Here is a 13273-nt window from a genome sequence, read left to right as displayed (position 1 = left end):
CTTCACGTGAGCAGCTCCTCGTGGTCGACGGCCGGGTTGAGCCAGGACTCCGGCGGCCCGAGCGGGGTGTGGCCGTCGGCGGCGTGCCGGTCGGCCAGGGCGATGAGGTAGCGCATGGCGGTCTGCTTGGCCGCCGCGGCGGCCAGTCCGAGGGGCGCGAGCGTTCGTACGGAGCGGGCCACGCACGCGCGGGCCGCGACCGGCGGCGCCATCCTGCGCAGCGCCCGCTGGAAGAGGTGGTGCACGGCGTCGAACCCGTAGGGGACGCCGATCTCGTACCGCTCCCAGTCCCACACCAGCAGCCGGCCGTCGGGGGCGTTGCCGAGGTTCCACGGGGAGAAGTCGCCGTGCCAGGCCGGGCGCGGGCCGCCGGTGCCGGCGATCTCCTTGATCGCGTCCAGCAGCAGCCGCTCGGGGACCCGGCCGCGCCGCACCGGCAGCGGTGACAGGGCCAGCACCGACAGGCCGCGCCAGTCGCCGTGGTGCAGCACCGTGGGGACGGTGACGGTGTCGAGGGCCAGCCCGGCCAGCCGGCGCAGCGCCGCCGCCTCGGCCGTGACCAGCGCGCGGGCCCGCGCGGTGTCGCCGATCTTCACGAACGCCAGCCGCCGCCCGCCGGAGCGGGCCTCCAGGACGGGCTTGCGGTTGGCCCGCAGCGCGGGACGTACGTGAAGAACGGTCTCCACCGGCCGCTCGAACACCTCGCTCAGGTACGTGGTGATGGAGTCCTCGACCGGCACCGCGATCCGCGCCCCCATGTGCCACCAGCGGCGCGGCGCCAGCCTGCGCGGCACGCGGGCGTGCGGCAGCAGCGTGTACGCCCGCGCGGGACCGCCCCCCGGATACAGCAGCCGCACGGTCTCCTCCAGGTAGCCGAGACGGACGGCGGAGTCGTTCATGAGTTCCTCCACAGGAGGGCGAACGAGACGAGATACAGGCTGAGCGGCGTGACCAGGCCGTCGTAGACGAACATGTAGAGCAGCACCAGCCCCATCACGAGCACCCCGGCCAGCCCGACGGGGCTGCGGTCGCGCCAGTGGCGGCGGATCGCCCCCAGGAAGAACGCCACGTAGAGGGCCGCCCCCGTGAACCCCTGCGTGATGATCAGCAGCCAGAGTTGCCCGTCGCTGCCCAGCGGCGGATGCCCGCAGGTGTCGCACCAGCCGGTCTTGCCCGTGGTGATCGAGCGGTGGCTGCCCAGGGCGTTGCGGGTGTTGCCGTAGCCGATGACGGGCGAGTGACCGGCGGCGGCGAGGGTCGCGGAGATCGTGAAGGCGCGGATGTCGTTGGAGTGGGGCCGGTCCAGCCGCTGCGTGACCAGGCCCGCCAGCGGGCTGAGCGTGAACGCCAGCGCCGCCGCCACCACCGCGCCGCAGAGCGCGACCCTGGTCCGCCCTCCGACCCGGACGATCACGTACAGCACGGCCAGGCCGAGCCCGATCCACAGGCCGCGGTTGAGCGAGTACACGATCGGGATGGCGGCCAGGGCCAGCACGACCGCGACGAACACCCGGTGCCGCGTCCTGCCGTGCACCCACCAGCCGACCACGAACCAGACCAGCAGCACCGAGGCGTTGCTGCCCCAGGCGTTGGCCCACTCGTACGGCGCCTCCGGCCTGGGCATGGCGAAGCCGAGCACCTTCTGCGTCTGGGCGGCGGTGGGATGGATGAGGTTGCGCACGAACGAGTTGCCGCTGATCCACTCGGGCAGCACCAGCTCCAGCGGCGAGGTGAAGGAGAAGGCGGGGAGGAACACGCCGAGCAGCCCGCCCGCGACCGTGGTGACGAACAGCACGCCCAGCATGCGCACCAGGCGCAGCTGCGGCAGCTCCCGCTCGGTGAGGTTGCCCAGGTAGAGCACCATGATCAGGGCCGAGCAGTAGAGCCCCAGGCGCATGCCGTAGCCGATGATCCGGCCGGCGCCGAGCTCGCCGTACGTGCCCGGCGGCGTCTCGGCCAGCATCAGCGCGCTGATCAGGTAGCCGGCCAGCAGCAGCGCCCACAGCCCGAACCCCCGGGGCACCCTGATCGGGCGGCGCCGCCACAGCAGCACCGCCATGGGCCCGGCCAGCACGATCACCGACAGCCCGCCGAACCCGAGGGCCCACCAGATCGGGTAGCCCACCAGCAGCGCCGCGATGGGCCACGCGGCCGTCGTCACGTCGGATGACCCGGCCGCCGCGGGTGGTGGAGGGCCTGCATGGGGGTGGTCTCGGCCGCGGTGCCCGGCTCCAGCTCGCCGGTCGCGACGAGCTTGCCGAGCGGGGTGTGCGGGAGCGGCTCCAGCAGGGGTACGAACGACGGCACCGCGTCGGTGGCCGTCACCACGCCGATGACGGGAACGTCGTGCCGGGCGAGCCGGGTCACGGTGGCGGTGACCTCCCCGGCCCGCACCAGGCCGAGCCCCACCAGCAGCACGGCGGCGTCGGCCCTGGACAGGTCGCGTACGTCGGTGCCGTCGAGCACGACCAGCGGTGCGCTGATCGACAGCGGCTCGGCCAGGGCGGAGGCGTACAGGTCGGCGGGCAGTGCCTTGACCAGCAGCCGCTTGCCCGGGCAGGCGGAGACCACGGCGCCGGCCAGCTCGTGCAGCGTGCCGTGCTCGCGCGGGCCCGACAGGTCGCTGAGCACGGGCAGGCCGGTGAGGCGTTCGACGTCGGCGGCGGTCCGCAGCCGCGTGTCGAGGCGGTCGCGGGCGTAGGCGGCGGCCGAGCCGATCAGCAGCCCGGCCATCAGCCCGGTGCCGAGGTGCAGCGGCAGGCTGGGGGAGCTGGGCTCGGCGGGCGGGACGGCCTGGCTGATGACGGAGCCGGGGGTCACGGCGACGGTCCTGAGCGCGTCGTACTTGAGCGCCAGGTTGGCCGCCTGCCGGTTGAGCACGCCCTGGCGCTGCGCGGCGATGGCGTGCTCCGCGCCGCCCTTGGGCAGCGTGCCGAGCTGCTTGATCACCGTGTCGATGCCGGCGTTGACCTGCTTGAGCTTGCTCAGCACCGCTTCCTGCTGCTCGGCCATGGAGGTGAGCGCGCTCTCGCGCCGGTTGGCGAGGTAGGCCCGCGCGTAGGCCCTGGACCGCGCGGCCGCGGCGGTGGGGTCGGCGGCGGTCACCGAGATCCACAACACCGCCGAGTTGGGCGGCACGGAGACCTCGGCCGGTTCGAGCACGTCGGCGCCCAGCTCTCTGGCCGCCCTGGCCGCGACCACGGCCGACTGCGCGACCTGGGCCTCGGTGTCGAGGTTGAGCGCCTCGCGCTGGCGGCTGGTCACCTGGTTGGCCTGCTCCTGCGGGCCGACGGGCATGACCAGCACCTGCGTGGTGGCGGTGTAGGCGGGCGGGACGAAGCGCATGAGCGCGAGGCCCGCGGTGCCGCCGACGACCACGCAGCCCACCAGGAGCAGCCACCGCCTGCGCAGCAGCGACAGATGCTCGTCCAGGTCGGTGCCGGAGCTCATGAGCGCCCACTATAGGCGGGCCGGTAATTGGCCCGGCTGAATACTCAAGATTTTCTCCGGAAAGGCCATATAGAAGCCTCCCGATAAATGGAAATTTCGGGAAATTTGGAACGTCACCTCGCGGCTATGAACTGGAGAGACTTCCACACTGGCTGAAGTTCCAGGAATGACATGGCAAGGTTCAGGTGTGACAGGCGGGGGTCGTTCGACGAAGGGGTTGGAAGGCTTTGCAGCTACGGGGAATTTCGCGAAACGCAACATTCCGCGGCGTCATCCTGGCCGCGGTCGCGGCACTGACCGCCTGCTCCAGTGCCGAGGGCTCACGCGCGGTGCCGCCGGCCGGGGCGCCCGCGGTGAAGGAGGCGGGCTCGCCCGCCTGCACCGCCACCTCCAGGCTCATCCCGTCGTGCGGCGCGTGGTGGGGGATGGCGCCCGAGGTGTTCACCGGTGCGCCGGTGGAGCAGGCGCTGCACGGGGCCGAGTCGCGCATGGGCGTGGCGGCCGACGTGGTGCACGTCTATCACCGGGGCGGCGAGTTGTTCCCCACCGGGGCCGAGGTGCGGCTGGCCCGCGATCCCGCCAGGCCGCGGCTGCTCATGATCAACTGGAAGCCGTCGCTCGACCGGACCTGGGCCGAGATCGCCGGCGGCGCGCTCGACGCCAGGATCGACCGGCTGGCCGCCCACCTGCGGCGCACCTTCCCCGAGCGGTTCTTCCTCACCCTGCACCACGAGCCCGAGAACGACGTCGATCCGTCGTCGGGGTCGGGCATGCAGGCCACCGACTACGCCGCCATGTTCCGCCACGTCGTGCTGCGGCTGCGGGCCGGGGGCGTGCGGAACGCCGTCGTCGTCATGACGTACATGGGGGCGCCCAACTGGGCGGCCGAGACCTGGTTCGAGGACCTCTACCCCGGTGACGACGTGGTCGACTGGGTGGCGATGGACCCCTACGCCGACGACCGCGTCCAGGACTTCGACGGGCTCGTCAACAAGACGCGCAAGGAATATCCGCAGTGGCCCGGCTTCTACCGGTGGATGCAGGCGCGCTTCCCCGGCAAACCGGTCATGGTGGCGGAGTGGGGGGTGTTCGAGCGGCCGCGCGACCGGGCGTTCAAGCGAAGATTCTTCGAGTCCGTACGCACCCAGATCCAGCGGTATCCGCAGATCAAGGCGCTGCTCTACTTCGACTCCCCGCAGGCCCCGCGCGGCGACACCAGCTTCGACTCCGACTCGGGGGCCGACAAGGCGTTCAGCGAGCTGGCTCGAGATCCGTACTTCCGCTCGACGCCCGTGCCGCGGCCCTGACCCGCAACCTCCAGCCGGTGACGGTCACGAGCGTCGCCGCCGCCAGCGCACCGACGGTGAGCGCGTCGCCCGCGCCGAGGAGCTTGAGCGCGGAGGCGAGCAGGACGATCGCCAGCAGGGCTCTGATCAGGCCGCCCGGCGCCCGCGAGGAGATCCTGGCGCCCAGGTAGACGCCCGGGATCGAGCCGATGAGCAGCGACACCGTGAGGTCCATCCGGAAGTCGCCGAACAGCAGGTGGCCGAGCGCGGCGGAGACGACCAGCGGCACGGCCTGCACCAGATCGGTGCCGACGAGCTGGTTGGCCTTGAGTGCCGGGTAGAGGACGAGCAGGGCCACGATGATCAGGGATCCCGAGCCCACGGAGGAGACGCCCACGACCACGCCGCCCACCATACCGACCAGTAGGGTCGGAATTGGGCGCACGACGATCTCCCGTGGGCTCGCCGCGCCGCCCTCCTGGCGGGACGCGAGCCAGGACTTGACCGCCATCCCCGCCACGGCCAGCAGCAGGGCGACGCCGAGGGCGTACTTGACCCCGTCGGTCACCGCGAACGCCCTGGCCAGGAAGACCCCGCAGAAGGCCGCCGGCACCGAGCCCGCGCACAACCAGCCGACCAGCCGCAGGTTGACCGTGCCCCGGCGCAGGTGCACGACGCCGCCGACCGGCTTCATCACGGCCGAGGCCACCAGGTCGCTGGAGACCGCGGCCAGCGGCGGGACGTTGAAGAACAGCATCATCATCGGGGTCATCAGGGCCCCGCCGCCCATCCCGGTCAGCCCGACCACGATCGCGACCAGGAACGAGCCCGCGATCAGGGCCCAGTCGATCAACGGACCCACCCTCCGCCCTTCAGGGTGTCGAGCACCCGGGACACGGCCGCCTCGATCGAGATGTGGGTGGTGTCGATCACCAGGTCGGCGTCGTCGGGCTCCTCGTAGGGGTCGGAGACGCCGGTGAACTCGGGGATGAGGCCGGCGCGGGCCTTGGCGTACAGGCCCTTGCGGTCGCGCCGCTCGCACTCCTCCAGCGGCGTGGCGACGTGCACGAGCAGGAAGTCGGCCCCGACCGACTCGACCATCTCGCGCACCTCCTCGCGGGTGGCCGCGTAGGGGGCGATCGGGGCGCAGATGGCCAGGCCGCCGTGGCGGGCGGTCTCGGCGGCGACGAAGCCGATGCGGCGGATGTTGAGGTCGCGGTCGGCCTTGGAGAAGGTCAGGCCCTTGGACAGCAGGTGGCGCACCACGTCGCCGTCGAGGTAGGTCACCGTGCGGGTGCCCAGTTCGAGCAGCGCGTCGCGCAGGCCGCGGGCGATCGTGGACTTGCCCGAGCCGGACAGGCCGGTGAAGAAGACCACCAGGCCGCGGCGGTGGGGCGGGCCGGGGATGTGCACGGGGTCGGGTCCTGCCAGGTGTTCGGTGGCGCCGTAGGCGGTGGCGACGTGTTCGCGCAGCTCCAGGTCGATCTCGGGCTCGTCGCGTGGCGCGAGGGGGACGGGGACCACGAGGGTGCCGGCGGGCAGGCGTTCCTGGGCGCGTAGCGCGGCGCGGACGAGGGCGGGGCCCGGCTCGCCGTACGCGAGGGGGAGCAGGAGGATCACCGCGTCGAGCTCTTTCGCGGTGTCGGCGATCTCGGAGAGGTCGTCGAGCGGGCCGCGCATGGTGACGGCGAGCGCGGGCCGCCCGCCGAGCTCCTCCCTGACCCGGGCAGGGGTACGCCGCAGGCGGGCGAACGGGCCGTGCTCAGGAGTGCCGAGCCCCTTGATCGGCCCGGAGGTGAGCCCGTCGGGCTCGTGGGCGGTGACGGTCAGCACGGCCAGCGGCAGGCCCTCGGGGTCGAGCAGGGTGACCTCGTCGCCGGGTGAGACGCCGGCGGGCAGGTGGAGGGTGACCGGCGCGGGCCAGCGGGTGCCGTCGGCGAGGGTGCCGCGCTCGTGGACGGTGTGCAGGTCGTCGTGGCCGAGGAACCCGGTCAGCGGCTCGAACGCGCCCGACAGCAACAGTTCGAGGTCGGCCAGCTCGCGCGGGTCGGGGGTCCACTCCACGGTTCCTACATCCCAACTATTCCGATTGAATTGGTAGGAAAGGAGCATACCGACTGATAACAGTGTGCCGCTAGATGAGCCTGGCGAAGTGGTGCTGGGGTTTCCTGATCACCATCGTGATCTCGTCGTGAGAGGCGGGGAAACGATTGTGGGTCAGGCGCGACATCAGCGCGACCGCGGCGGCGCCGAGCCGGCGCGAGCGGGCCGGGCCGCTGGTGGTGCGCTCGTCGTCGGTGATCATGAGGCCGCGGCTGAGGCAGAACGCGTGCAGGCCGTCGCTCGACGCCAGCGGCCCGTAGACCCTGGGCAACGGGCCCGGCGTGCCCGGTGGCACCAGGACCCGCCACAGCAGGCGGCGCAGCCACGAGGGCGTGATCCGGTCGAGCAGCCCGTAGGCCGACCCGCGGTCGCGTACGCGCACCAGCACCAGCCCGCCAGGCCGCAGCGCCAGCAGCAGCCGGTCGAACACCAGCTCCGCGTGCTTGACCCGCTCCAGCAGGAACGACAGCTGGATGACGTCGAAACCGCGCGGCGGCAGCGGCGCCGAGCGCAGGTCGCCGAGCGAATAGGCCACCAGGTCGGCCCGCTCGGCCACCACCCTCCTGATCGCCGGATGGTTCTCGTCGACCCCGGTCGCCCGCGTCTCGACGTGGTCGAGCACCAGGGGCTCACCGTGCGCGCAGCCGGCGACCAGCACGTCGAGCCGCCTGTCCGGCCGCCCCGCGCAGTGTTCGCGGACCCGCTCACCGAAGAGGTCGCCTCGCTGGGCGACCGATCGCACCTCAGACATGTGACCTACAGTAATCAATCAAGCCGGATCGGTAAGGCATTTCCCTGCTAGCGTCCTGCCCCGTGAACGATCCCCTCGACGAGCAGGTCTATGTCGGCAACGCCGGTGTGGACGGCGCGCTCGACCACGGCTGGCTGCTCGGTCACTTCAAGCCCCCCGGCGACCCCCGCCACAGTGACGACGTCGAGATCAAGTGGGGCGTGCACCCGCAGGGCGACGAGCGGGCGCAGTGGGTCGAGGGCGAGGCGCGCACGGCCCTGCTCGTCCTGATCAGCGGCCGCTTCCGGGTGGAGCTGCCGGGCCGCAGCGTGCTGCTGGCCGAGCCGGGCGACTACGTGGTCTGGGGCAAGGGCGTGGACCACTCCTGGCGGGCGGAGGAGCCGTCCACCGTGCTGACCGTGCGCTGGCCGTCCGTGCCTGGTTATCGGGTCGAGTGAGGTCGGGAGCGGCGAGTAGTCTGGAACGAGACCCCCGCGACCTGACACATCCGGGGGTAGTCGTGTTGCCGTCGTGGGGCTGTGGGCGTATCTGATGAGTCTTTCCGGACTACTTGACCTTGTTCGCGCCGACCCGAGACTGACCGCCGCTCTCGAAGAGGGCGGCGACGTCGCGCTGATCGCGCCGTCCGCGCTGCGGCCGTTCGGCGTGGCCGCGCTGGCCGGGCACGATCAGCGGACCGTTCTGGCCGTCACCGCGACCGGGCGCGAGGCGGAAGACCTCGCCGCCGCGCTGACCAGCCTCATCGAGCCCGGCTCCGTGGCGGTCTTCCCGGCCTGGGAGACGCTGCCGCACGAGCGGCTCTCGCCGCGCAGCGACACCGTCGGCCAGCGGCTGGCGGTGCTGCGCAGGCTGGCCCACCCGGTCAAGGGTGACACCGCCGCCGGGCCGCTCAGCGTGATCGTGGCGCCGGTCAGGGCGCTGCTGCAGCCGATCGTGAAGGGCCTCGGCGATCTGGAGCCGATCAGGCTGCGCGCCGGTGACGACGCCGACCTCGACGACGTCGTCGGCAACCTGGTCACCAACGGCTACCACCGCGTGGACATGGTGGAGAAGCGCGGTGAGGTGGCCGTGCGCGGCGGGCTGCTCGACGTGTTCCCGCCCACCGAGGAGCATCCGCTGCGACTGGAGTTCTGGGGCGACACGGTCGAGGAGATCCGCTGGTTCAAGGTGGCCGACCAGCGCTCCCTTGAGGCGGCGGAAGACGGCCTGTTCGCGCCGCCCTGCCGCGAGCTGCTGCTGAACGACGAGGTCAGGCAGCGGGCGCGCGAGCTGGCCGAGGAGCATCCGGCCCTGGCCGAGGTGCTCGACCAGCTCGCCGAGGGCACGCCGGTCGAGGGCATGGAGGCGTTCGCGCCCGTGCTGGCCGGCGAGATGGACCTGCTGCTCGACCACCTGCCGGTCAGGTCGGCCGTGTTCGTCTGCGACCCCGAGCGGATCAGAGGCCGGGCCGAGGAGCTCGTACGCACCTCGCAGGAGTTCCTCGAAGCCTCGTGGATCAACGCGGCGGCCGGCGGTGAGGCGCCCATCGACCTGGGCGCGGCCGCGTTCCGCTCGCTGGAGGAGATCCGCGACCACGCCGACGCGCTCGGGCAACCGTGGTGGACGATCGCGCCCTTCGGCAACGGGGTCGAGCTCGACGCCCACGACTCCGAGGCCTATCGGGGCGACACCGCCAAGGCGCTGGCCGACATCAAGGGCTGGCTGGCCGAGGACAAGGCCGTCGTGCTGCTCAGCGAGGGCCACGGCCCGGCCGAGCGCATGGTCGAGCTGCTCAAGGGCGTCGACGTCCCTGCCAGGCTGCACCAGTTCCTGGACAAGGCACCCGAGGCCAAGGTCGTGCACGTCTCGACCGGCCTGATCGAGCACGGCTTCATCACCCCCGGCCTGGCCGTGCTCACCCACCTCGACCTGGTCGGCCAGAAGGCCTCCACGAAGGACATGCGCCGGCTGCCCTCACGCCGCCGCAACATGGTGGACCCGCTGCAGCTCAAGGTCGGCGACCACGTGGTGCACGAGCAGCACGGCGTCGGCCGCTACATCGAGATGGTGCAGCGCACGGTGCAGGGCGCCACCCGCGAATACCTCGTCATCGAATACGCCAAGGGCGACCGGCTCTACGTGCCGACCGACCAGCTCGACGAGGTCACCCGCTACGTCGGCGGCGAGGCGCCCACGCTCAACCGCATGGGCGGCGCCGACTGGGCCAAGGCCAAGTCCCGCGCCAAGAAGGCGGTCAAGGAGATCGCCGGCGAGCTGATCAGGCTCTACTCCGCGCGCATGGCCTCGCCGGGACACGCGTTCGGCACGGACACGCCCTGGCAGCGCGAGATGGAGGACGCCTTCCCCTACGCCGAGACCGGCGACCAGCTCGAAGCCATCGACGAGGTCAAGCGCGACATGGAGCGCGGCGTCCCGATGGACCGGCTGATCTGCGGCGACGTCGGCTACGGCAAGACCGAGATCGCGGTGCGGGCGGCGTTCAAGGCGGTCCAGGACGGCAAGCAGGTCGCGGTGCTGGTGCCCACGACGCTGCTGGTGCAGCAGCACATGTCCACCTTCGCCGAGCGCTTCTCCAGCTTTCCCGTCGCGATCAGGGCGGTCTCCAGGTTCCAGACCGACGGCGAGGTCAAGGGCACGCTCGAAGGGCTGCGGTCGGGCGCGGTCGACGTCGTGATCGGCACCCACCGGCTGCTCAGCCCCGAGGTCAGGTTCAAGGATCTCGGCCTGATCATCATCGACGAGGAGCAGCGGTTCGGCGTCGAGCACAAGGAAGCCATGAAGCACCTGCGCACGCAGGTCGACGTCCTGGCCATGTCCGCCACGCCGATCCCGCGCACGCTGGAGATGGGCCTGACCGGCATCCGCGAGATGTCCACCATCCTCACGCCGCCCGAGGAGCGGCATCCGATCCTCACGTTCGTGGGGCCGTACGAGGAGAAGCAGATCGGCGCCGCGATCCGGCGCGAGCTGATGCGCGACGGGCAGATCTTCTTCGTGCACAACCGGGTCGCCTCGATCAACCGGGTGGCCGCGCGGCTGCGCGAGCTGGTGCCCGAGGCGCGCATCGCGGTGGCGCACGGGCAGATGAACGAGCACCAGCTCGAAAAGATCATGATCGGCTTCTGGGAACGCGAGTACGACCTGCTCGTCTCCACCACGATCGTCGAGTCCGGGCTCGACGTGCCCAACGCCAACACGCTGATCGTGGACCGGGCCGACAACTACGGCCTGTCGCAGCTGCACCAGTTGCGCGGGCGCGTCGGGCGGGGCAGGGAGCGCGGCTACGCCTACTTCCTCTACCCGCCGGAGAAGCCGCTGACCGAGACCGCCCACGAGCGGCTGGCCACGATCTCGCAGCACACCGAGATGGGCGCCGGCATGTACGTCGCCATGAAGGACCTGGAGATCCGCGGCGCGGGCAACGTGCTGGGCGCCGAGCAGTCGGGGTTCATCGCGGGCGTGGGCTTCGACCTGTACGTCCGGCTCATGGCCGAGGCCGTGCAGGAGCAGAAGGCCAAGCTGACCGGCGCCGAGGTCCAGGAGGAGCAGCACGACGTCAAGGTCGAGCTGCCGATCAACGCCCACATCCCGCACGACTACGTGACCTCCGAGCGGCTGCGGCTGGAGGCGTACAAGCGGATCGCGGCCATCGTCTCCATCGAGAACATCACCGAGGTGCGCGACGAGCTGACCGACCGCTACGGCAAGCCGCCGGTGGAGGTGGAGAACCTGCTGGAGGTGGCCAGGTTCAGGATCAAGGCGCGCGCGGCCGGGCTCACCGACGTCACGCTGCAGGGCCAGAACATCAAGTTCGGCCCCGCCAGGCTGCGCGAGTCGCAGCAGGTCCGGCTCGACCGGCTGTACAAGAAGGCGATATACAAGCAGGCGGCGGAGACGCTGCTGGTGCCCGTGCCCAAGACCAAGCCGCTGGGCGGGCAGCCGCTACGCGACCTCGACCTGCTCAAATGGTGCGGCGATCTGGTCGAGGCGATGTTCCTCGAGCCCGCCCGGGTAAGCTAGCGGCGGTTTTCGGGTCGGAAAGGGACGTACGTGAAGTCGATACGAGTGGCTGTGACCGCCGCGGCGGTGGTCGTAGGACTGACCGCCTGCTCCTCGCCCATGCACGCGGGCGCCGCGGCCGTGGTGGGAAACGAGCGCATCTCGACGAGCAAGCTGAGCGCTGACACGCAGGCCTACCTGGCCGCGCTGAAGCAGAACCAGCTCGACGAGAAGGCGCTGGGCGTGCCGGCCACCCAGGTCGTGCTGCAGCGCCTGGTCAACGTGAGCATCTCCAAGCAGCTCATGGCGCGCTACAACGTAGCGGTGAGCGAGACCGAGATCGACGCCGCGCTCAAGGACCCGGGCCAGTTCGAGTCGCCGCAGATCAACCTGCTGGCCAACGGCGTCTCGCCCAACGACGCCCGCGACTACGGCCGCATCATGGTCGGCCTGTCGAAGCTGCAGCAGCAGTTCGGCGGCGAGGCGGGCCGGCAGAAGCTGGGCCAGGAGTTCGCCTCCATCAAGACGGTCTTCAACCCCCGCTACGGCGCGCTCAACCCGCAGCGCTCGCAGGAGAACCCGGCGCTGTTCCTCGACACCGGCAGATTCGGCAAGCAGATCGAGCAGGCACAGCCGCAGCAGCAGCCGCAGGGCTGACCGTGCCGCTGATCGTCGTCACCACCTCGCCCAGGGTCGCGCCGGGCCTGCTGAGCCACCAGGCCTGGCAGGCCTTGCGCTCGGGCCCTGTGCTCACCGGCTCGGCCGCCCATCCGCAGCTGCCCTACCTGGCAGAGGCCGGGATCGAGGCCGAGGTCGTCGAGCCCGACCCGCCCGCGCTGGCGCGGCGCGCGGTCGCCGAGACCGTGGTGTGGCTGGCGCCGGTGTCGGAGCCCGAGGCCGAGGACTTCATGCGGGGCGTGGGACACGCGGCCATCGCGCTCGACGAACCGCCGGTGATCGAGGTCGTGCCGGGGTCGTACGACCTGCCGGGGGCGCGGGTGCTCGACCTGGTGGGCGTCATGGACCGGCTACGCACCGAGTGCCCGTGGGATCGTAAGCAGACGCACGAGACGCTGGTCCCGTACCTGCTCGAAGAGGCCTACGAGGTGCTGGAGACCATCGAGCAGGGCGACCACGCGGCGCTGCGCGAGGAGCTGGGCGACCTGCTGCTGCAGGTGGTCTTCCACGCGCGGGTGGCCGAGGGCTTCGACGTGGACGACGTGGCCGCCGGGATCGTCGAGAAGCTCGTCCGCCGCCATCCCCACGTCTTCGGCTCCGTGCGCGCCGAGAGCGCCGACGAGGTCAACGCCAACTGGGACGCCATCAAGGCGGCCGAGCGGGCCGCCAAGGGGCGCGAGTCGGTGCTCGAAGGGGTGCCGATGGGCCAGCCGGCGCTGTCGCTGGCCGCCCAGCTGCTGCGCAGGGCCGAGCGGGCGGGGGCGCCCGAGTCGCTTTCCTCCGCGGTCGGGCAAGGGGTCGCGCGCGAGCTGTTCGACCTGGTCCGGCGGGCCGCCGAGGCCGGGCTCGACGCGGAGGCCGAGCTGAGGGCCGCGGCGCGGGCCTACCGCGAACGGGTCCGCACGTGGGAGTCGGCGAGCGGCTGAGCCGTGCGCGACGAGCGGCCAGAGGCGAGCGACTGAGCTCGCCGCGACGGGGCCGTCTGGAGACCGCGCGGGTGCACGCC

General features: G+C 71.6%; 11 protein-coding genes. 5 read left to right on the top strand and 6 right to left on the bottom strand.

The genetic code is table 11. The annotated features are described in order from the left end of the window. Nucleotides 1–2: 2 nt before the first annotated feature. From AB0C27_RS39050 to AB0C27_RS39040, 3 genes are read right to left on the bottom strand one after another with little or no spacing between them, the layout of a single operon-like run. On the bottom strand, nucleotides 3–899 hold the full coding sequence (locus AB0C27_RS39050; RefSeq protein ID WP_357855180.1) for a hypothetical protein: 897 nt from the start codon (nucleotides 897–899) through the stop codon (nucleotides 3–5). After that, a complete protein-coding gene (locus AB0C27_RS39045; protein WP_357855177.1) occupies nucleotides 896–2161 on the bottom strand; it encodes a hypothetical protein in 1266 nt (421 codons plus the stop codon). The genes AB0C27_RS39050 and AB0C27_RS39045 overlap by 4 nt, the downstream gene beginning before the upstream one ends. Further along, nucleotides 2158–3450, bottom strand: coding sequence for a Wzz/FepE/Etk N-terminal domain-containing protein (locus AB0C27_RS39040; RefSeq protein ID WP_357855174.1), 1293 nt, complete (start codon nucleotides 3448–3450; stop codon nucleotides 2158–2160). The genes AB0C27_RS39045 and AB0C27_RS39040 overlap by 4 nt, the downstream gene beginning before the upstream one ends. A gap of 227 nt (nucleotides 3451–3677) precedes the next feature. Here AB0C27_RS39040 and AB0C27_RS39035 point away from each other — a divergent pair, with 227 nt between their 5' ends. Next, nucleotides 3678–4757 carry a hypothetical protein gene (locus AB0C27_RS39035; protein ID WP_357855171.1) on the top strand — a complete coding sequence of 360 codons (1080 nt, stop codon included), beginning with the start codon at nucleotides 3678–3680 and terminating at the stop codon, nucleotides 4755–4757. On the opposite strand, the gene AB0C27_RS39030 is transcribed toward AB0C27_RS39035, so the two are convergent. Genes AB0C27_RS39030 through AB0C27_RS39020 form a run of 3 tightly spaced genes read right to left on the bottom strand, consistent with a single transcriptional unit; the run spans nucleotide 4702 to nucleotide 7590 of the window. Continuing rightward, the gene (locus AB0C27_RS39030; RefSeq protein ID WP_357855168.1) at nucleotides 4702–5589 is read right to left on the bottom strand and encodes a sulfite exporter TauE/SafE family protein; all 888 of its coding nucleotides are present in this window, start codon (nucleotides 5587–5589) and stop codon (nucleotides 4702–4704) included. The two genes, AB0C27_RS39035 and AB0C27_RS39030, sit on opposite strands and share 56 nt — an antisense overlap. Further along, complete coding sequence (gene cysC, locus AB0C27_RS39025; protein WP_357855165.1) at nucleotides 5586–6848, bottom strand: adenylyl-sulfate kinase; 1263 nt, start codon at nucleotides 6846–6848, stop codon at nucleotides 5586–5588. Before cysC ends, AB0C27_RS39030 begins: the two co-directional genes overlap by 4 nt. 22 nt (nucleotides 6849–6870) lie before the next feature. Continuing rightward, nucleotides 6871–7590 carry a methyltransferase domain-containing protein gene (locus tag AB0C27_RS39020; protein ID WP_357855163.1) on the bottom strand — a complete coding sequence of 240 codons (720 nt, stop codon included), beginning with the start codon at nucleotides 7588–7590 and terminating at the stop codon, nucleotides 6871–6873. Between the two features lie 62 nt (nucleotides 7591–7652). On the opposite strand from AB0C27_RS39020, the gene AB0C27_RS39015 reads away from it, so the two are divergent. From AB0C27_RS39015 to AB0C27_RS39000, 4 genes are all read left to right on the top strand, one after another. Further along, nucleotides 7653–8027: a signal peptidase I gene (locus AB0C27_RS39015; RefSeq protein ID WP_357855160.1), complete on the top strand. Its 375-nt coding sequence runs from the start codon at nucleotides 7653–7655 to the stop codon at nucleotides 8025–8027. A gap of 94 nt (nucleotides 8028–8121) precedes the next feature. Then, nucleotides 8122–11610 (top strand): transcription-repair coupling factor, encoded by a 3489-nt coding sequence (mfd, locus tag AB0C27_RS39010; RefSeq protein ID WP_357855157.1) that lies wholly within the window; start codon nucleotides 8122–8124, stop codon nucleotides 11608–11610. 30 nt (nucleotides 11611–11640) lie between these two features. Beyond that, complete coding sequence (locus tag AB0C27_RS39005) at nucleotides 11641–12246, top strand: SurA N-terminal domain-containing protein (protein ID WP_357855155.1); 606 nt, start codon at nucleotides 11641–11643, stop codon at nucleotides 12244–12246. Nucleotides 12247–12248: 2 nt separating this feature from the next. Further along, the gene (locus AB0C27_RS39000; protein ID WP_357855152.1) at nucleotides 12249–13193 is read left to right on the top strand and encodes a MazG family protein; all 945 of its coding nucleotides are present in this window, start codon (nucleotides 12249–12251) and stop codon (nucleotides 13191–13193) included. Nucleotides 13194–13273 lie beyond the last annotated feature (80 nt).

It is taken from the genome of Nonomuraea sp. NPDC048882, assembly GCF_040649755.1.
Taxonomy (GTDB): Bacteria; Actinomycetota; Actinomycetes; order Streptosporangiales; family Streptosporangiaceae; genus Nonomuraea; species Nonomuraea maheshkhaliensis.
This window is presented reverse-complemented; position numbering and strand designations above follow the sequence as displayed.